Here is a 17,119-nt window from a genome sequence, read left to right as displayed (position 1 = left end):
CAAAAATAAAGGGCTATAAACAGTCTACAGTTCCGATGGTTTATAGCCTAGTAGTGACTCTGAAAAAGAAGTTATGGTCTTTTTGCGTGCTGGTAAGGGCATTCAAATAGCGAAATTCATATTGAAAGCGGCCTAGTTTTCCACTTACCGATGGTCCGAGTAAAAATCCTTGTTCGCCCAATGAACCAAAATTGCCCAGCTCTCCGTGTTGATTCAGCATTTGCAGCTCTACGCGCAGACCATTTTCAAGTTTTTTGCCCACGCTGGCACGAGTTTGCACGCTCAAATCATTTGATTGGCGATTAGCCCCCACCTGTTGCCCTAATATAAGCGTGGTTCTGAACCGATAGCCATTGCTCAAAAGCCACTGACTGCCCCAATTTACCGCAATTTCTTCGGCTCTGCTTCCTCGGCGGGTTCGAAAATCAAAACGTAAGGCGCTTGAAAATATCTCGCCCGCTTTACGTTTTTTAAAATTGTAGAGCATTTCAGCCCGAAAAAAGTCGTATTCAAAATTGTTTTTCTCGCGGTATTGCACCAACACACGCCCGCGGAATGTGTCGTTAAACGCATACTGATAATGTAAACGATAAGCTAACTTGTCGCTTTGAGCTTCATCATCGCCAAACGAATCGGCAATTCTAAATTGAATACTGCGATCTGTTGGGTCTATATCAGGCCCCATCACGCCTGAAATACTTGCGTGGGAATGCTGAGAGTAGCTTATGCATGCCAAAAAAAGCACGCTGATAATACGTGAAAAATCACGAAGCAAATTAATCTCCTTAATAATTTATTGCATTAGGCTTTGGCTATTTCACTCTGCCTTTGACACCTTCAACGCTTAGCGAGTGTTTTCAAAATTCACGAACCTATGCGCTGCGCTCGGCATTGTCATGCTTAAAATTGTGAAAGCTAAATGCTTAGGCATCTATTAAGCGGTGTCGCTAGTGCGCTATTATGACATTTTTATGACAGTTTTATGAAGATTAAATTAAAATTTTATGGCATCATTTGTGCTTATATTCGTATAAGCACTCTTGATAAGAACTTATGAATAACACTTTTGCATCGGATTTGTTCCGAGTACTTAAGCCTCGCAGTTTTGCTTAAGTTTTTTAGATTATTCTGCTTAGGTGACTTGAGAGCAAGTTGCTAAGTCAAAACGCTTGGTTATGTGTTAGAAGGCTAAAGCACTGCGAGAATAGGCAAGCAAAACCGAGTCTCACTGAGCAAAGCTAGATAAAACACGAGATAAAAAGTATAGCAAACATCAAGAGACCCTAGGTTAGGAAATATCACCTGCAAAATTATTTCGTGCAGGAGCATACAAAATAATGCACGCTCTTTGAATTTATTATTCGCGCTTGGTGTCAAAGTTTTGTTTGCAATGTCGCGCAAAGGCGCAAACATATAGGAGATTTTTAAAAACACTATGAAACTAAACACGTTAAAAAAATTGTTTAAGAGAAAGTACCCATATTCCCCCGTTGCGTATTTAGGCCGGAAGACTGTAGAGCGCTCTCTTGGTGCAGATATCATTAAGTACAAAAAGCTGGAGCAGCAAGAAGAAAAAGCCCAAGCCGTAACCCAAGAATCATCAAAAACACCTGAAGAAAAGGTAGATGGCTAAACGCCTTCGCTTGCTGGATGTGCGAGTCGTTCGCCCATGAAATTGTTGCTGTATGTATCCTTTGCCTAGAGTTGAAGCGGCGGAAACATGTGCAACACCGCTTCGGATAAACATATCTTGGCATGGCTAATCGATGGTGGCGCCTTATGTTACATCATAGTGTTGCACAATAGACCTAAAACGATAGACCTAAAACGATAGACCTAAAACCATAGGCCGTAGGCCCAGCATCATGCCTAAAGTTAGGCCTTCACGGAAGCAATCCAGTTGTCTACTTTGCGCTCTAATATGGTGAGTGGCAAGGCTCCACCGCCAAGCACGGTATCGTGAAACATCCGAATATCAAACTTGTCACCTAACTGTTCTTCTGCTCTAGCTCTGAGTTCTTGAATTTTGAGCATGCCAATTTTATAGCTGGTTGCCTGACCAGGCAGCACCAAATAACGTCTCACTTCCGACTCTGCTTGGGCTGATGTTACCGCTGAATTGGCTTTGAAATAATCGATGGCTTGCTGCTCACTCCAGCCTTTAGCATGCAGGCCGGTGTCTACTACCAATCGGATGGCTCGCCATATTTCTGATCCTAAACGCCCAAATTCCGACAATGGATCTTGATAGGTTCCGGGCATTTCTTTTGCTAACCATTCTGAATATAGCGCCCAACCCTCGCCATATGCAGGCAAATAGGTTTGTTTAATAAAACTCGGTACGTTCTCAAGCTCCAATGATATGGCTATTTGCATATGATGGCCGGGCAAACCTTCATGATAGGCAATAACTTCCAGTTCACGTTTTGGCATGGCGGTCATGTCTGACAAATGCGCATAATACACGCCGGGTCTTGAACCGTCTGGTGTGGACGGCGAATAGTGCTGAGCCGCGCCATCTTGCTCTCTGAAGGCTTCAACACGTTTAACAACCATATCTGCCTTAGGCAAAATGCCAAAATACTCGGGCAGTACCGCTTTGATCCTGTTTATTGCAGCGGTTGCATCATCAATGTAGCCTTGGCGTCCTTCCTCAGTATTTGGATAATACAAGCGCTCATCGTCTTTTGTGTCGCGCAAAAATACAAAAAACTCTGCTAAGGTGCCCTCAAAACCAAATTCTGTTTTGATGCTTTCCATCTCGCCGCGTAAACGAGCAACCTCTTTAAGACCAATTTCGTGTACTTCGTCAGCGTTTAATGTGGTGGTTGTTTGATTGGCCAAACGCTCGTTGTAATAAGCCTGCCCATTGGGTAATTCTCCTGCGCCTAGTGCCTGTTCAGTGGCGTTGGGCTGGTCTTCTAGCTGCCAGGCTATTAAGCGCTCGTACCCGGGTTTAAAATCAAAAAGTAGCGCGCTTTTAATTGACTCGAGCATGCTGTCGGCCTGCTCTTGTGTGTAAATACCTTGTTCTACTAAATTGGCGAGCTTGCTCTTGGCATCGGCCCAAATTGCGCTGTCATCGCCCTCGTCAAAGGGGGCGCCGGAGATGATTTTTCTAGACTCGTTTATTACCGCATCAAAGGCAAAGTAAGGCGGGCGAACGCCCTTGCTTGCGTTGTGTTTTGAAGCTTCGATAAGTTGATCAAGCGCCTCGCCTGTAGCAGAAATACGCAGTAAATAATCCTCAATACCGCGCTCGGTCGATGCATCATGCAAGGCTATGAGAATTTGAGGAAATGAGCTGTGAACGGCTGTCATTTGATCAAATATATAAGAGTTCTCTGCAAACTCGTCTGCTTTAATTTCTTGCTCAGATTGATACACCCAATAGTCGTAAGCAATCTGGGTGTTTTCATCAAGGGCATCGTAGTTAAACTCAGTTTTCAATTCTGCTAAGTTGGCTTTGGTGCGCTCAATGCCTTCTTTATAAGCTTGCATCGATAAGTCACCAAAGGAGTCTTGATGCTCAGTACGGCCCAAATACGTTAGCATTATCGGGCTTTTGAGCAGTTCATATTCGTATTTTTGCTCAAACCATGCGTTCAAGCGCTGGCTTTCAGTTTGAACCGCTGCCGTTGGGGTGCTTTCACTTGTTGAGGCCGCTTGGTTTGTGTTTGCACTACTTTGCGGGGCATCAGAGCAAGCGGTGAGCGAAGCAAGGGCGCTGAGTGTTGCCAGAGCAATAAGCGTTTTACGCATGGTATTTCTCCTTTATTTTGGGTTTTGACTATCGTACGCGTTGGCGCCAGCGAGCACAATAAATGGACTTAGTAGGTTTTCAAGGTAAGCGTGTTGCCGCGCTGTGTCCATTCGAGATGTTTAAGTGCGCTCATGCCCAAAAGTATTTTGTCTGAGTCCATGCCGGGATTGAGGTTTGCATCGACGTTATACAGGGTAATGTCGCCTATTTTTAGCTCAGCGATTGTTGTTTGCGCGACGGTAACCGTGCCATTGGCGGTTGACGCTAAATAACGCCTGCCCGGCACAAGCCCAAGCTGCTCACCTAATCGTGCACCTACCGATACATTAGTGGCGCCGGTATCAAGTAAAAAAGTCACATCTTGACCATTAATTTTGCCACCGGTTACGTAGTGCCCCATTCTATTTTGTACCAGCGCTACCGACACCCCAGCCTCGCTACTCACCGAAACAGGCGAAGCATTAGGATTTTCGCGTTTTTCAAGCATGCCCGAAAAGTAAGCCACTAATAAGCCTAAGCCTAGCACCCAAGCGGCCACAATCATCCACATTCCCATTCCCGAGGTGTTACCCGAATTCGGTTCGATTGAAGGCTCGTTAGGTGAGTTCAATGGCAGGGCTCCTGTAAGTTAGTGTAAATTACATACTTATTTACATTTTAGTACGCAAGCTTGACTGGTTTTGATTAGCGTTTGCTTACATAATGAATGGTGACTATAGGGCAAATCGCCTTTGTTTTGCAAAAAAGCAACGGTACGAACTGAATCAGACGCGTAATGTGCAGATGTTCAAGGTTATACAGATATCGTAAGCCTACTAGCCAGCAAAAAACGGCAGCGAATACGGCTTCACTCGCAATGTAAATTACTATTAATCAATACTGCAAGATGACACTGGAGATAATAATGAAAGGTCATAATAGGCTAAAACAAACAATAGCGTGCGGCGTAGTGGCAATGTTTGCCTGGCTAATGCCTGCACATGCGCAAGAGATTGATATTCCATTTGAAAAATTCCAGCTCGATAATGGCTTAACCGTTGTGGTGCATGAAGACCGGAAAGCACCTGTTGTTGCTGTCGCAGTTTGGTACAAAGTAGGCTCAAAAGACGAGCCAGCCGGCAAGACCGGATTTGCTCATTTGTTTGAGCATTTGATGTTTAACGGCACTGAAAACTATGACGATGAATGGTTTGGTCCTTTGCAAGAGGTTGGGGCGACGGGTCTGAACGGGACCACCTCTTTTGACCGAACGAACTATTTCCAAACAGTACCCACCCCCGCGCTAGACCGAATTCTGTGGATGGAATCTGACCGTATGGGGCATCTTTTAGGTGCAATTACCCAAGATAAGCTAGACGAGCAGCGCGGAGTAGTGCAAAACGAAAAGCGCCAAGGCGAAGACCAGCCATATGGGAAGGTATTTGACCGCATTATTCCGGGGATTTTTCCTGTTGGACATCCTTATGCGCATTTACCCATAGGCTCTATGGAAGACTTAAATGCTGCATCGCTTGACGACGTTGAAGCATGGTTTAAACAGTATTACGGCGCGGCTAACGCCATATTGGTATTGAGCGGAGATATCAACGTTGAAGAAGCGCGGCCCCTTGTTGAAAAGTATTTTGCTGATATTGATGCAGGCCCCGCGCTTTCAAAATGGGAAGCATGGGTGCCAAAGCGCACGTCAAACTCTCGCGAAATTATGCAAGACAAGGTTCCTCAAACCCGGATTTATAGAGTGTGGGTAGGGCCTGAAGACACCAACCCTGTGTCGACCGATTTGTTCGTAGCGGCCAGCGTGTTGGGCGACGGTAAAAATTCTAGACTGTATAAAGAATTGGTATACGACCAGCAGATCGCTACTGGCGCCTCGGTGTTTAATCTTGAGCTGCAAATGGCGTCTATTTTTGGTGTTGTGGTGGATGTAAAAGATGGCGTAGACACTGCGCTTGTGGAGCGAGAGCTTGACAAGATTATGGCTAACTTTTTGAAAAAAGGCCCCAGTAAAAGTGAAGTGGCGTTAGTTTCTACAAAAACGAAAGCCACTATTATTAGAGGTCTTGAAGAGGTAGGCGGTTTTGCTGGCAAAGCACAAACGCTTGCTCAAGGCGAGCTTCTTGCTAGCGACCCAGGATATTTTAAAAGTCAGCTTGCATTGCTAGATAAAGCGACACCAAAGAATGTATTAAATGCCTCACGTAAGTGGTTGGGAGATGGTTGGCATCAGGTAACGGTGGAGCCTTTCCCTGAATATACCAGCGCACCAAATGGCGTAGACCGAAGCACAGGTTTGCCTGATGTAACGGGGGAAACATCACTTAGCTTCCCAGAAATAGAGCAAGCGACCTTAGCTAACGGCATGCAGGTTTTCTTAGCAAAACGTTCAACGGTGCCGGTAATAAACGTCGCGGTGCAGTTTGATGCAGGCTATGCAGCAGACAAAGGCAACAAGCTTGGCTTGGCAAACTTTACTGCACAAATGCTCGACGAAGGTGCAGGCAAATACGACGCATTAGAGCTATCGGCGGAGCTTGAAAAGCTCGGAGCAGAGCTGTCTGCCGGCTCTAACCTTGACACCACATCGGTGAGCATGTCGATGCTAAAAGAAAATATGAAACCTTCACTGTCGTTGCTTGGTGATGTTCTACTCAAGCCGAGCTTTAAGAGTGATGACATAGAGCGGCAGCGTAGCTTAATTTTAAGCGGTATCGCGCAGCAGCGTGCACAACCTGTGTCGATTGCTCTGACCGTTTTGCCGCCACTTATTTATGGTGAAGACCACGCTTATGGCATTCCTTTTACCGGCACCGGCACAGAACAAGCTGTTGCCAGTATCACGCGAGACGACCTTATTAGCTTTAAAAACACGTGGATGCGCCCCGACAATGGCAAGATTTTTGTGGTGGGTGATACCAGTATGAGCGAAATTAAACCACAGCTTGAGAAGGTGTTTGGTAAGTGGGATGTGGAAGGTGAAAAGCCTAGCAAAGTGATTGCAGATGCTAAGCTGCCTGAGCAGGGCCGAGCGATTATTATTGACCGTCCAGGCTCATCGCAATCGCTGATATTGGCCGCACATTTAGCGCCGCCAACAGGTGCTGAAAACAATATCGCTATTTCTGCGATGAACGACACCCTTGGCGGGGCGTTTACCGCTCGCGTAAACATGAACCTGCGTGAAGACAAAGGATGGGCGTATGGCGCATATACCTTTTTGCAAGAAGCACGAGCTCAGCGCCCGTTCATGGTATACGCACCTGTGCAAACCGACAAAACAGGCGCGTCACTCCAAGAGCTAGTAAAAGAGCTTAACGCGTTTAAAGGCGACAAACCGGCCACCGAAGCTGAGCTCAACCGAGTTGTGCTAGATAATGTGCGCTCACTCCCGGGTCAATACGAAACATCAGGGGCAGTGCTGGCGAGCTTGTTGGCAAGCGATCGATTTGCAAGAGCATTAAACTACCCAGAGACCCTACCACAGCAGTATCAAGGGCTTAGCACCGCTGACTTATCGAATGCAGCGAATGAAGTGCTCCATCCTGAAAAGCTAATTTGGGTGATTATAGGTGATGCCAGTAAAATTAAGGCTGAAGTAGAGGCCGCCGGCATTGGTGAAGTGAGCGTGAAAGATATGAGCGAGCTTTAATATCTATCGCGCTATTCAAAAGCGCTAAAAAGCAAAGTCAATCATTGAAAGCTGAACCGTAAAAACGTTCAGCTTTTTTGTCATTATAAACAATCCTTATCGTTTCAAAGAACCGTCGACGTTACTAAGAACCGTCGACGTTACTAAGAACCATCATCGTTGCGAAGAATCGTCATCGTGGTGCATACCACGATCTCCTTGGAACAATGTAACTTCAATGTCTTGATTTAGATATCTGATTCTACAAACTTTAAGCTTCCCCTCACTTTGTCCGATTTATCTAACAAAATGTAAAGCAAGCTTGACCTTGCGAAAAAGCTAAGCTATCTTGTCATTAAGTAAAGGACGCTTTACTTTTTGTTTGGATGTTGTGAGAACTATCGTTGCCTGTTTTGTATAAGCGGCAGTGGTGGCAAGCAGCATAAGCATCAACAATTTTAAAGTGAGCAAAATATGACAACACAAGACATAGATAAACGTACAAATGGTGAGAGTATTCGGTCGAAGACCCGTCGTAATACCAAACAACTAGCACTATGGACCGGCCTATGGCTAGTGAGCTTAGCCATAGTTTCTTTTGGCTCAAAGTTTTTGTGGGACTATCATACGGTCATTACTAGCTGCACCGTGATTATCAATCTGGTGATGGGCTATAAAATGATCATGGCGAACAAGCAACACCTGCAAGACCTCGATGAATTGCAACAGCGCATACAACTAGAGGCGATGGCCTTGTCATTAGGCGTATGCATGGTTTTTGGCGCTATATTTGGATTAGTTGAAGCCGTCCGGCTAGTCACATTCTCACCAAATCCTTCAAGTATTTTATTCGTCATGGGTATTACCTATTTTGTAGGTATCATGTTTTCGACAAGGAAGTATGCATGAAAAATAGATTCAAAGTGCTAAGAGCAGAGCGAGATTGGACCCAAGCCGATCTTGCTGATGCTCTGGATGTTTCTAGACAAACGATTATTGCTATAGAAAAAGGAAAGTATGATCCTAGTTTGTCTTTAGCGTTCAAAGCAGCCAAACTTTTTAGTACGTCGGTTGAAGAAATTTTTCAGCCCGAAGAGTAAAGGGGTTTTTAGACTCCTCGCCACAACTCGTTGATTCATTCAATATACGGTCGAAGCTCCTAAAACTGTGCGCTTCGACCAAGTGTTATTGATCTACTCTTTTTCCCCAATAAAGCTGCAATGGTCTGAGCAAGGAGCGTGGTTCGCTGATATGTCCGCATGGAGAGCTGCGTAGTTTCCATGGCCTTGGCTAAAAACACGCCTCTTACAACGAATAGTGCATAAATTGATGATTTAATGCTGCCTAAAGTCATCCGGATTATCTGCAAAAGGTTCAATGCTAACAACATCTAAAATATATGCAGAAGTGCCTAATGGGTCTTCAAACAAGCCCCTGCGCATAATGCCCCGTAAGCGGTAAGCCTGCGTTAATTCAAATTCCGTAAAGCCCTTACCAAGTTGAGCAAAAATGATTTGATTCGGTGGTGGTGGCGGAAAGTGTAAGCAGGCTCCGTAATACGGCACGATAAAGATATTGCTCAAACTTTTGTCTTCAGCATAGTCAATAGGCACAATAAATCCAGCAATCGACACTGCTTTGCCATCGAAGGTGTCTACGCTATTTATTGAATTCATGGCAGCGCTGTACTCTTCGTCCACACTTGCTCGTAGAGACAGCAAAATATTGTCCGCAAACTCAGTAGGCGTGCTTGCTTGTTGCTGCTGATATTGTTGCAGGATCTGCTTTTCGTTTGGCGGCAACAACTGAGACCATTGAATAGCATTTGCAGACTGCGAACTATATTTTTGCTGCAAAGCGATATCGTCTGTCTCGTACAAATAAGGACTGAAACCTAACCAAGAAGCAAAGTCTGTATGACTATTTATGTAGGCATATACGTAAGCTAGCCCTATCAAAGCGAGCAAGCCTGCAAAAAACCGCATCGCGAATTTTGATTTATTAGTGTTTTTCATAAGCAGCTAACAAGGCCCTAATATTTAAGTAATACTGCATCTTAGATGTTTAACGCGCGAGTTTTTATTCCAAGCTATTTTATCTAAAACAATAGGGACACTTAGGATGCATATTTGCGCTTAAACTCATCCCATGCATAACTTTTACTTCGGTGTTGCAAACCAGTGGCATAGTCCTCTAGCGTGGAGTTATACGATTCATTAAGTGAAATAAAAGCCCAATTTGAAAAGCCGTTTTGATACATCAAAGGCTCTTCATTGATGTAAGTAATTGCATAACTTACTGCTTCTAGGCCTTTTTCAGAGGCAACGTGTTTCGCGCCGCAAAAAAAGGTAAAGCCAGGAGCAGATATATCTGCAACGCTGATGCGAAGCTTTTGTTTAAGAGCGGGAGCCAACGATTCAACGTCACTCATAAATTTTATGAATAATGGTATCGCTTCAGGGAAATATCTGCCTTGGTCTCCTTTTTCAAAAAAGACGTAGTGCCCCATTTTAAATTCATCATCATTGAATCTCTCAGCATGCGACTCGACCAACGACTGGTAGCTATCTTCAGAAGCCTCCACCATTTTCAAGGGCGGATTCACGATATACATTGAGCCTTTAAAACCTGTCCAAATAGAGGGTGATTTGGCGGGGCGAATAGCCGTAAGATTACCTTTTGAAAATAAAAGTGCGTCAGATAATCTGTGATTAATTTTATCAAATTTGACGCTCATTTCCTCATTGTCTACTAAAAACAATAAGCCTGTGATACTGACTAGGCACGAAAGAGCAAGCACATCAAGGATATTCTCTGGCAGGATGGATGATTCAGGTTGCAAGGTACGTATAATGATTATTGGGATAGATAAAACAGCAGGTAGCGATATCAAAATTTTTTTAATTCTTTTCTTCATAGTCTTCTTATTTTTATATTGGTCGTTTTTTGGAAGCAAGCGCCCAGAGTGATTTTACGTTTCTGGCTCTTCAGTAAACATACATACTATCTGTGAAAAAGTAATTAAGAATATTGACAAATAAGTCAGCGTCTCTGGCGCATTATTGCAACAAGCCGTTGCAAAAAATGCGTCTTCTCAGCGATAAAATGCAATGCATACTATTGACTCACAATTCATCAGTAGGAAAGCAAACATGGACTCTCTTAGCATTTTACATACTTCACCTCTTTATATTGCATTACTTGGTTTGTTGTTCATTCCATTTACAATGCGCGCTGGGTTATATCGGCTCAAATCCAAGATTTTTATTGGGACGGGTGACGATCCTGAGATGCTAAGACGTGTTAGAGGGCAAGCAAATTTTATAGAGACAGTACCCATCGCAGTTTTTATTCTCATCGCAATGGAGATGTTAGGCGCCTCAGCGCTTTGGTTACATTCGCTTGGTATCGCTCTGATATTAGGCAGAATATTTCATTACATTGGATTAACTGAGATTGGACCATCGATTTTCCGTCCAATTGGCATGTTTGCCACAATAGTTATGATTTTAACGGGCGCAATTTGGATACTACTGAGCTTTGTCTAGTTTGATGTTTGGGCCTCAGTTAAATCACCTTCAAACTGAGGCTTATACTGGAGCAGTATTTGTTCGGCAAACTGCATAAATGCTCTAACTTTTTTCGATTTTTTGAGATCAGTGTGAGTCAATATCCATAAATCGCGCTCTTTAATGGGTTTAGCAGAATTTACTCTCGTTAAATTTGGATGAGTATCACCTAAAAAACATGGTAAAAATGCAAGGCCTAGGCCTTTAGCCGCTAATTCAGTTTGCATAATCAAGTCGGGGAATTTTCCCCAAAACTTAATGCGGTCTAAACCCGAATCACGCAGCCATGATGTATCAATGCTTGAGGTCTCGCTCCACGCAATCCATTGACAATCCTGCCAATTATTCTGACTCAGTCTTTTTTCTGCATCCTTCGCCACATAAGCACAGCTGTAGTACGAAAACAGACGCTTACCAAACAGGTTTTCGTCTGGTGAATTGCTCAAACGGATAACAATATCGGCTTGCTGCCTAGCCAAATCTACCATTTCATAGGTAGACGACATGCAAACCTCTAGTTTCGGATAGCGTTGCCTGAATTGCGCCAAATGCTTTGCAAACACTTGAGTGGCAATCGGCTCGGGCATGCTTACGGTAATTTTACCCTTCAGCGCGCTCTCACCTCCTGCAATTAATCTTTGCGCTCTGAATACCATGTCCTCGATATTGTTCGCGGTCTGCGCCAACAATTCGCCTGCTTCTGTGAGTACAAAACCCTCAGGGGTGCGATGTAACAGTTTGCTTGAGGCTGAGTGCTCTAGTGCATCCATGCGCCTACTGACGGTTGAATGATGCACACCTAAAAACCTAGCACTCGCTCTCACGCTTTTATACTGATAAATAGCGCCAAGATAACGAATATCTTCCCAATTTATTTGCTTTAAATGCTTACGAGACTGGCTCAAAATTCACCAAGTTGTCTTTAAATTAATAAGAATTGTTGCGTTTTTGAGCCATTTTTACAAGATAAGAAAATGTTTTAAATATCGCGAATGCTGTTTCGACGCAATGTTACAAAACCTCGATGGGCTTTGTATGCTCGATTCGATACTAAATGCAGGCGGATGTTAAAACTATTGTTTCGTAGAGGAAGCACTGACTCCTGCTATTTTAACCTCAGTTGCTTTCTTGCGTCGTTCTGAAATAAAGCTTCGTTTATAACGGCTAAAACAAAAAAGAAAAATATCATTTCAGGCTCGCTTAAAAATCCTAACTTACCTTCAAAAATTAGATGCACTAGATTAATGTAGGCTAGGTAAATTCCGTAATAAAAGAAGGTGTTAAATATCATTTTTTTTAACATAGCGGCTCTCTCTATAAACCGGGCTGATACCAACAGCCCGATTGCTCTGTTTTGCATTGGGTTTAGTGTTACAAAAGAGGATCGGTTTGACCAGCTAAATAGCTATCTAATGACTGCTCTCCCTTACCCGCTCCGATGTCGTGAAGTCTTTTAGAGCCTGAGCTATATGCTGATTCGGCTAGTGAATCGCCAGCCTGTCGGCCTACCCAGTTCCAAAAATCATCCCAAGCACCTGCGCCGCCAACTTCATTAATCTGCTTTTCGTCTATACATTGCATCGTTAGTCCCACCCATTCAATTGGCGTAACTCTGATGCACGCTGTTTGAAACCATCGTTAAATCCTGAACTAGCATTTTGGCTAGCATCTGTAGCAACGAACGCTGCAGACACTGCTGTCCATGCTGGACCCCATAAAATTGCTATTCCGCCAGTAACATTTTCCATTTCGTTTTGAGCTATTTGCTTCATGTGAAATCCTTATCAAATATTGTTTTAAAAAAGTGCTCACAACATAATTAGTGAGAGCAAGAGTAGCTCGTGAACGTGGTGACCGCATTTTTGCATCAACAGCTTTACCGTATTCATCAAAGCATGACTCACTTTATTAAAGTTACAACGGCATTAATAGATGTACATCAGTACAGTTCGTTTTCGGAAAAGCGAATGCTTTGTGAACTTGTGCTAGCGTTAAATAGCTGTAAATATAATCAATATATTTTACCGGTTGTTACTGCCTAGAAGAGCTCTATGAAAAAACACTCGAATATGTATTTAAAGGTTTGTGCCGTTGCCTTAGTTTTGTTTCTAAGCGCGTGCTCTGAGCCCGCGCCAAAAATCAGCGGTTATGTTGAGGGTGAATATGTGCTTATGGCGCCTTTGGAAAGCGCCGAAATTATAAAGGTGCATGTGAGACGCGGCGATACAGTAGAGCGGGGCCAGACGATTGTTAGCCTTGATACGCGCGACGCTGAAATTAACCTAGCGCGCAGTAAAGCCAGCTTGCAAAAGCTAAAGGCCGAGTTAAACGATTTAATGGTGGGTAAACGCAGCGAAGAAATTGCAGCAATGCAGGCGACCGAGAAGTCCCTTAATGCCCAGGTGGAAGAGGCTAAACGTACATTGCAAAGAGAGGAGCGTTTGCTAAATGCTGGGCAAGACAGTCGAGCAAATTTTGATAAAGCGTCAACCGAGCTTGCAGTTAAAGAGGCTGAACTAGAGCAACTTAAGGCTAATTTAGCATTAGCAAAACTCCCTGCTCGCAACGACAAAATAAGCGCCGCGCTTGCAGCAGTTGAAGAGCAGCAACAAGCGGTATCTTTGGCACAGCTGCGTTTAAATCAGCGTGAAATCACCGCGCCGTCTGCCGGTACGGTTTTTGATGTAATACGGCGGGAGGGTGAGCTCGCCGGTCCGCAAGCGCCGGTATTATCGCTCTTGCCCGATAATGCCGTGCTAGCTAAGCTGTATGTGCCGCAAAATAAGCTTTCATCGTTTACCGTAGGCGGCGATATCTCGCTTACCTGTGACGGTTGCGACGACATTAAAAATGCCACTGTTACCTACATCTCTGATTCCCCTGAGTTTACACCGCAGGTGATTTACTCCACAGAGTCTCGCCAAAAACTTGTGTATCTAATTGAGGCGCGTCCTAACACCGCGGCATCATCATTAACGCCCGGACAAATTGTAAGCTATTCAGAGGCAAAAAATTGAACGATACCGTTGATAGGCAAGCCTCTGACCCGAATGTACTTCAGGATATGAATGCAGAGCCTGTTATCGATGTACATTTACTCAATAAGCATTTTGGCGATAAGCATGTAGTAAACAATTTATCCCTTAAGGTGCGCCGAGGGCAAATCTGCGGTTTTTTAGGGCCTAACGGGTCGGGTAAAACAACATCTATTCGCTTGTTATGTGGCTTGCTCGATGTTGATAGTGGGCATGGGCAAGTCTTAGGTCACGATATTTTGGCAGAGCAACGCGCCATTAAAAATAAAGTTGGCTACATGACCCAACGCTTTTCGTTTTATGAAGATTTATCGATTGAGCAAAACCTGCGATTTGTTGCGCGTTTGTATGAGCTCAAACCCATAAAGTCTGTTATTGAAACAACACTGCAAAGCTTAGGGCTTACTGAGCGTCGTCATCAGTTAGCAGGTGAGCTATCGGGCGGGTGGAAACAACGTTTAGCCCTTGCCGCTTGCACCATGCATAAGCCAGAATTACTGATGTTAGACGAGCCGACGGCGGGCGTTGACCCTAAAGCTAGAAGGGAATTTTGGGACGAAATACACCGACTTGCAGGCAATGGCTTAACTGTGCTGGTATCCACTCACTATATGGACGAAGCTGAGCGTTGTCACGTCATTAAATATATTAGCAATGGGTCTCTAAAAGCCTCGGGAAGTGTCTCTGAGGTTATTGCAAATTCGCAGTTATATACATTTATTGTGAGTGGTGCGCGCTTAAACGACGCTCACCGGATGCTGAGCGCCTATCATCAGGTAGAGCAAATCGCTGCCTTTGGTATGAATTTGCACGTGGTCGGCAGCAATCTGCACGCGCTGAAAGAGGCGCTTGACGAAGTAGTCAATGCAACGCAATGTAAAGCTGTGCTGGGTGAAACTAGTCTAGAGGATGTATTTATTCAGCTAATTTCTTCCAACAAAAAGAGTGTCTAATGGCCGATTTTTTTATTCTTGCGCGTTTTTATGCGGTGTTTGAAAAAGAGCTCATTCAAATGAGTCGCGATCGCGTGACCTTTGCCATGATGCTGTTTATTCCTCTACTGCAGCTCGTGCTGTTTGGATATGCAATTAATAGCGACCCAAAGCAGCTACCCAGCGCATTGCTAGCACTTAGCCAAGACCCATACTCGCGCGCAATTGTTTCTAAGTTGGAACAAACAGATTATTTTCGCTTCGATTATATTGTCGACAGTGAGCATGAGGCTGAAACTTTATTGGAGAAGGGCGAGGTATCGTTCGTAGTGACCATCCCGAGCGATTTTTCACGCAGGGTGCAACGTAAAGACCAAGCGCTGATTTTAATCGACGTGGATGCCACCGACCCCGCCATAAGCGCAGGGCCACTCTCATCTATCCAACCAGCCGTAAACCGAGCGATTGCTGAGCTTAGTACCCAGAGTTCTGCACATTTGCAAGCCGGGGAGCAGAGCGCGGTAAGCATCATTGTTCATAAGCGTTATAATCCTCAAAGTATTACGCAGTATAATATTGTGCCCGGCTTGCTTGGCGTTATTTTACAGATGACCATGGTAATGATGACATCGATGGCGCTCACTCGCGAAACCGAACGTGGCACAATGGAAAATCTTTTGTCGATGCCCACCACGCCCTTCGAGATCATGTTAGGAAAAGTGCTACCTTACCTGAGCATAGGGGCTGTGCAGGTGGGAGTAATCTTAATTGCAGCGCACCTTTTATTTAGTGTGCCTTTTGTGGGCAGTCTTTCATTATTGCTGTGCGCTGTGCTGCTATTTGTGATGGCATTGGTCTTGTTAGGCTATTTCATCTCGACGGTAGCCGGCTCGCAAATGCAGGCGATGCAGCTTACCTTCTTTTTCTTTTTGCCGTCACTGTTACTCTCTGGTTTTATGTTCCCGTTTAAAGGAATGCCGCAGTGGGCGCAAATACTAGGCGAGGCCTTTCCTCTGACGCATTTTTTAAGGGTTGTTAGGGCTGTGATGCTAAAAGGCGCAGAGTTTAATGTTGTGGCAAGTGAAATGTTTGCTTTAAGTGCTTTTGTGGTGTTGTTTGCGCTGATTGCCATGCTGCGGTTTAAGCCAACATTAGATTAAGTTTAGCGTGTGCGGTAAATTTTGGGATATGGACGGCAAACAACCTGCTCCCAACTTAAGCAAGCAGTGGCGCAAATATATGCAGTAGCATGCCCACTACCGAGCCGCTAATAAAGCCTATCCAGCCGCTTTTGCCCATGTACCTAAATAATGTTGTACCAAATAAGCCTGTCCAAAGCATGATGCTATATACCGAGGTAATGCCTGCGCCAAGCTGTTGCGGTAAAAACAAAAGCACAATCACGGTAAGTGCCATGGCGCCCGAGATCAGCACCCAATTGATATTTTTAGGGTCGCTAAAAGCACTGTGCGCAGTAGCCGGTTTATCTTGCTGTTCTGCTTTTTGCTCTCTACTTGCCGCCAAGCTCGCCTCTTGCTGAGCCTGTTTTTGCGCTTTTACCCGTGAACCTTTCGACATTTTGCCTCTCAGTGCATGTATCGCTTAATGCGTTTATTTATCTTAGATACATATTAATAACATCATTGCGTGAAGTTAACACTTAGGACTTCAGTATTATCCGTAAAACTCAAAGTCTTAATTTTATCGCCGATTTCTATATTTACCGTGTTGCTCTGGGCAAACCAAATATCGCGCAGGGCGTTGTGCACAACCTGCAGACCTTCAAGACTATCCGGCAGAGGCGTTTCTTGATACACCCAAAAATGTTTTCCCTCAATCTCAAAGCCAACTTCAACTAGGTCGAGGGCCTCGCCGTTTGCCTTGTATATGCCAAATCGTGCGTAAACGTATTGCGCAAACTGCGCTTGTGTTTCAAGTGACTGGATAATATCGGCATCTGACTTGAATATTTCCTTAACTGCGTGCTCTGCGTCATGGAGCTCAAAGCGATGCATTATTTCAAGCATGTCAGTCCGCGGGTTGACCACTACCTTACTGAGCGCTAGCTTTTGCTGATGAGCAAGTGTTGCAGGGCTGTATAGCGCCGTGGCGGCTGCTAACACAAACATCATTATGCATGCGTTTATCCTGCTGATCTTGGTCAATGCTATGTTCAACTCAATGCTCCATTTGCT

The 17,119-nt window shown here is 44.5% G+C and carries 18 protein-coding genes; 8 read left to right on the top strand and 10 right to left on the bottom strand.

Features of this window, described 5'->3' with window-relative positions:
* Positions 1-40: 40 nt before the first annotated feature.
* On the bottom strand, positions 41-775 hold the full coding sequence (locus ACFO4O_RS00740) for a hypothetical protein (RefSeq protein ID WP_382405308.1): 735 nt from the start codon (positions 773-775) through the stop codon (positions 41-43).
* A 660-nt stretch (positions 776-1,435) separates the two neighbouring features.
* On the opposite strand from ACFO4O_RS00740, the gene ACFO4O_RS00735 reads away from it, so the two are divergent.
* Complete coding sequence (locus ACFO4O_RS00735; protein WP_382405307.1) at positions 1,436-1,633, top strand: hypothetical protein; 198 nt, start codon at positions 1,436-1,438, stop codon at positions 1,631-1,633.
* 242 nt (positions 1,634-1,875) lie between these two features.
* Here the strand turns inward: ACFO4O_RS00735 and ACFO4O_RS00730 are convergent, their stop codons facing one another.
* Complete coding sequence (locus ACFO4O_RS00730; protein ID WP_382405305.1) at positions 1,876-3,762, bottom strand: DUF885 domain-containing protein; 1,887 nt, start codon at positions 3,760-3,762, stop codon at positions 1,876-1,878.
* Between the two features lie 68 nt (positions 3,763-3,830).
* Positions 3,831-4,319, bottom strand: coding sequence for a retropepsin-like aspartic protease family protein (locus ACFO4O_RS00725; protein WP_382405482.1), 489 nt, complete (start codon positions 4,317-4,319; stop codon positions 3,831-3,833).
* 348 nt (positions 4,320-4,667) lie between these two features.
* Between ACFO4O_RS00725 and ACFO4O_RS00720 the strand changes: the two genes are divergently transcribed.
* The 3 genes from ACFO4O_RS00720 to ACFO4O_RS00710 all read left to right on the top strand — a co-directional run bounded on the left by ACFO4O_RS00720 (position 4,668) and on the right by ACFO4O_RS00710 (position 8,488).
* On the top strand, positions 4,668-7,409 hold the full coding sequence (locus ACFO4O_RS00720) for a M16 family metallopeptidase (RefSeq protein WP_382405304.1): 2,742 nt from the start codon (positions 4,668-4,670) through the stop codon (positions 7,407-7,409).
* 453 nt (positions 7,410-7,862) lie between these two features.
* Entirely contained in the window at positions 7,863-8,297 is a 435-nt protein-coding gene (locus ACFO4O_RS00715) for a hypothetical protein (RefSeq protein WP_382405303.1), read from the top strand.
* Positions 8,294-8,488: a helix-turn-helix transcriptional regulator gene (locus tag ACFO4O_RS00710; protein WP_382405301.1), complete on the top strand. Its 195-nt coding sequence runs from the start codon at positions 8,294-8,296 to the stop codon at positions 8,486-8,488. The genes ACFO4O_RS00715 and ACFO4O_RS00710 overlap by 4 nt, the downstream gene beginning before the upstream one ends.
* 234 nt (positions 8,489-8,722) lie before the next feature.
* On the opposite strand, the gene ACFO4O_RS00705 is transcribed toward ACFO4O_RS00710, so the two are convergent.
* Both ACFO4O_RS00705 and ACFO4O_RS00700 read right to left on the bottom strand, forming a co-directional pair.
* The gene (locus ACFO4O_RS00705) at positions 8,723-9,403 is read right to left on the bottom strand and encodes a DUF3299 domain-containing protein (protein WP_382405300.1); all 681 of its coding nucleotides are present in this window, start codon (positions 9,401-9,403) and stop codon (positions 8,723-8,725) included.
* 101 nt (positions 9,404-9,504) lie between these two features.
* A complete protein-coding gene (locus tag ACFO4O_RS00700; protein WP_382405299.1) occupies positions 9,505-10,305 on the bottom strand; it encodes a hypothetical protein in 801 nt (266 codons plus the stop codon).
* Between the two features lie 235 nt (positions 10,306-10,540).
* On the opposite strand from ACFO4O_RS00700, the gene ACFO4O_RS00695 reads away from it, so the two are divergent.
* Positions 10,541-10,936, top strand: a complete 396-nt coding sequence (locus ACFO4O_RS00695; protein WP_382405297.1) for an MAPEG family protein — start codon at positions 10,541-10,543, stop codon at positions 10,934-10,936.
* Here ACFO4O_RS00695 and ACFO4O_RS00690 read toward each other — a convergent pair.
* The 3 genes from ACFO4O_RS00690 to ACFO4O_RS00680 all read right to left on the bottom strand — a co-directional run bounded on the left by ACFO4O_RS00690 (position 10,933) and on the right by ACFO4O_RS00680 (position 12,729).
* Complete coding sequence (locus ACFO4O_RS00690) at positions 10,933-11,862, bottom strand: LysR family transcriptional regulator (protein WP_382405296.1); 930 nt, start codon at positions 11,860-11,862, stop codon at positions 10,933-10,935. The genes ACFO4O_RS00695 and ACFO4O_RS00690 overlap by 4 nt on opposite strands.
* Before the next feature lie 466 nt (positions 11,863-12,328).
* Positions 12,329-12,538: a hypothetical protein gene (locus tag ACFO4O_RS00685; RefSeq protein WP_382405294.1), complete on the bottom strand. Its 210-nt coding sequence runs from the start codon at positions 12,536-12,538 to the stop codon at positions 12,329-12,331.
* A 2-nt stretch (positions 12,539-12,540) separates the two neighbouring features.
* The gene (locus tag ACFO4O_RS00680; RefSeq protein ID WP_382405292.1) at positions 12,541-12,729 is read right to left on the bottom strand and encodes a hypothetical protein; all 189 of its coding nucleotides are present in this window, start codon (positions 12,727-12,729) and stop codon (positions 12,541-12,543) included.
* 279 nt (positions 12,730-13,008) lie between these two features.
* Here ACFO4O_RS00680 and ACFO4O_RS00675 point away from each other — a divergent pair, with 279 nt between their 5' ends.
* From ACFO4O_RS00675 to ACFO4O_RS00665, 3 genes are read left to right on the top strand one after another with little or no spacing between them, the layout of a single operon-like run.
* Positions 13,009-13,974, top strand: a complete 966-nt coding sequence (locus tag ACFO4O_RS00675) for an HlyD family secretion protein (protein ID WP_382405291.1) — start codon at positions 13,009-13,011, stop codon at positions 13,972-13,974.
* Positions 13,971-14,945, top strand: coding sequence for an ABC transporter ATP-binding protein (locus ACFO4O_RS00670; RefSeq protein WP_382405290.1), 975 nt, complete (start codon positions 13,971-13,973; stop codon positions 14,943-14,945). Before ACFO4O_RS00675 ends, ACFO4O_RS00670 begins: the two co-directional genes overlap by 4 nt.
* On the top strand, positions 14,945-16,084 hold the full coding sequence (locus ACFO4O_RS00665; RefSeq protein WP_382405289.1) for an ABC transporter permease: 1,140 nt from the start codon (positions 14,945-14,947) through the stop codon (positions 16,082-16,084). Before ACFO4O_RS00670 ends, ACFO4O_RS00665 begins: the two co-directional genes overlap by 1 nt.
* 55 nt (positions 16,085-16,139) lie before the next feature.
* Here the strand turns inward: ACFO4O_RS00665 and ACFO4O_RS00660 are convergent, their stop codons facing one another.
* Both ACFO4O_RS00660 and ACFO4O_RS00655 read right to left on the bottom strand, forming a co-directional pair.
* Entirely contained in the window at positions 16,140-16,502 is a 363-nt protein-coding gene (locus ACFO4O_RS00660; RefSeq protein WP_382405288.1) for a hypothetical protein, read from the bottom strand.
* Positions 16,503-16,564: 62 nt separating this feature from the next.
* On the bottom strand, positions 16,565-17,056 hold the full coding sequence (locus ACFO4O_RS00655; RefSeq protein ID WP_382405286.1) for a DUF6702 family protein: 492 nt from the start codon (positions 17,054-17,056) through the stop codon (positions 16,565-16,567).
* Positions 17,057-17,119: the final 63 nt, after the last annotated feature.

Source organism: Glaciecola siphonariae, from assembly GCF_042652645.1.
In the GTDB taxonomy this organism is placed as follows: Bacteria; Pseudomonadota; Gammaproteobacteria; order Enterobacterales; family Alteromonadaceae; genus Glaciecola; species Glaciecola siphonariae.
This window is presented reverse-complemented; position numbering and strand designations above follow the sequence as displayed.

What these genes read in the sequence shown, in the direction of transcription:
- ACFO4O_RS00695 (WP_382405297.1), top strand. Translation starts at nt 10,541, where the DNA reads ATGGACTCTCTTAGCATTTTACATACTTCACCTCTTTATATTGCATTA.
- ACFO4O_RS00705 (WP_382405300.1), bottom strand. Translation starts at nt 9,403, where the DNA reads ATGAAAAACACTAATAAATCAAAATTCGCGATGCGGTTTTTTGCAGGC.
- ACFO4O_RS00720 (WP_382405304.1), top strand. Translation starts at nt 4,668, where the DNA reads ATGAAAGGTCATAATAGGCTAAAACAAACAATAGCGTGCGGCGTAGTG.
- ACFO4O_RS00680 (WP_382405292.1), bottom strand. Translation starts at nt 12,729, where the DNA reads ATGAAGCAAATAGCTCAAAACGAAATGGAAAATGTTACTGGCGGAATA.
- ACFO4O_RS00715 (WP_382405303.1), top strand. Translation starts at nt 7,863, where the DNA reads ATGACAACACAAGACATAGATAAACGTACAAATGGTGAGAGTATTCGG.
- ACFO4O_RS00675 (WP_382405291.1), top strand. Translation starts at nt 13,009, where the DNA reads ATGAAAAAACACTCGAATATGTATTTAAAGGTTTGTGCCGTTGCCTTA.
- ACFO4O_RS00665 (WP_382405289.1), top strand. Translation starts at nt 14,945, where the DNA reads ATGGCCGATTTTTTTATTCTTGCGCGTTTTTATGCGGTGTTTGAAAAA.
- ACFO4O_RS00660 (WP_382405288.1), bottom strand. Translation starts at nt 16,502, where the DNA reads ATGTCGAAAGGTTCACGGGTAAAAGCGCAAAAACAGGCTCAGCAAGAG.
- ACFO4O_RS00725 (WP_382405482.1), bottom strand. Translation starts at nt 4,319, where the DNA reads ATGGGAATGTGGATGATTGTGGCCGCTTGGGTGCTAGGCTTAGGCTTA.
- ACFO4O_RS00655 (WP_382405286.1), bottom strand. Translation starts at nt 17,056, where the DNA reads ATGATGTTTGTGTTAGCAGCCGCCACGGCGCTATACAGCCCTGCAACA.
- ACFO4O_RS00700 (WP_382405299.1), bottom strand. Translation starts at nt 10,305, where the DNA reads ATGAAGAAAAGAATTAAAAAAATTTTGATATCGCTACCTGCTGTTTTA.
- ACFO4O_RS00685 (WP_382405294.1), bottom strand. Translation starts at nt 12,538, where the DNA reads ATGCAATGTATAGACGAAAAGCAGATTAATGAAGTTGGCGGCGCAGGT.
- ACFO4O_RS00730 (WP_382405305.1), bottom strand. Translation starts at nt 3,762, where the DNA reads ATGCGTAAAACGCTTATTGCTCTGGCAACACTCAGCGCCCTTGCTTCG.
- ACFO4O_RS00710 (WP_382405301.1), top strand. Translation starts at nt 8,294, where the DNA reads ATGAAAAATAGATTCAAAGTGCTAAGAGCAGAGCGAGATTGGACCCAA.
- ACFO4O_RS00735 (WP_382405307.1), top strand. Translation starts at nt 1,436, where the DNA reads ATGAAACTAAACACGTTAAAAAAATTGTTTAAGAGAAAGTACCCATAT.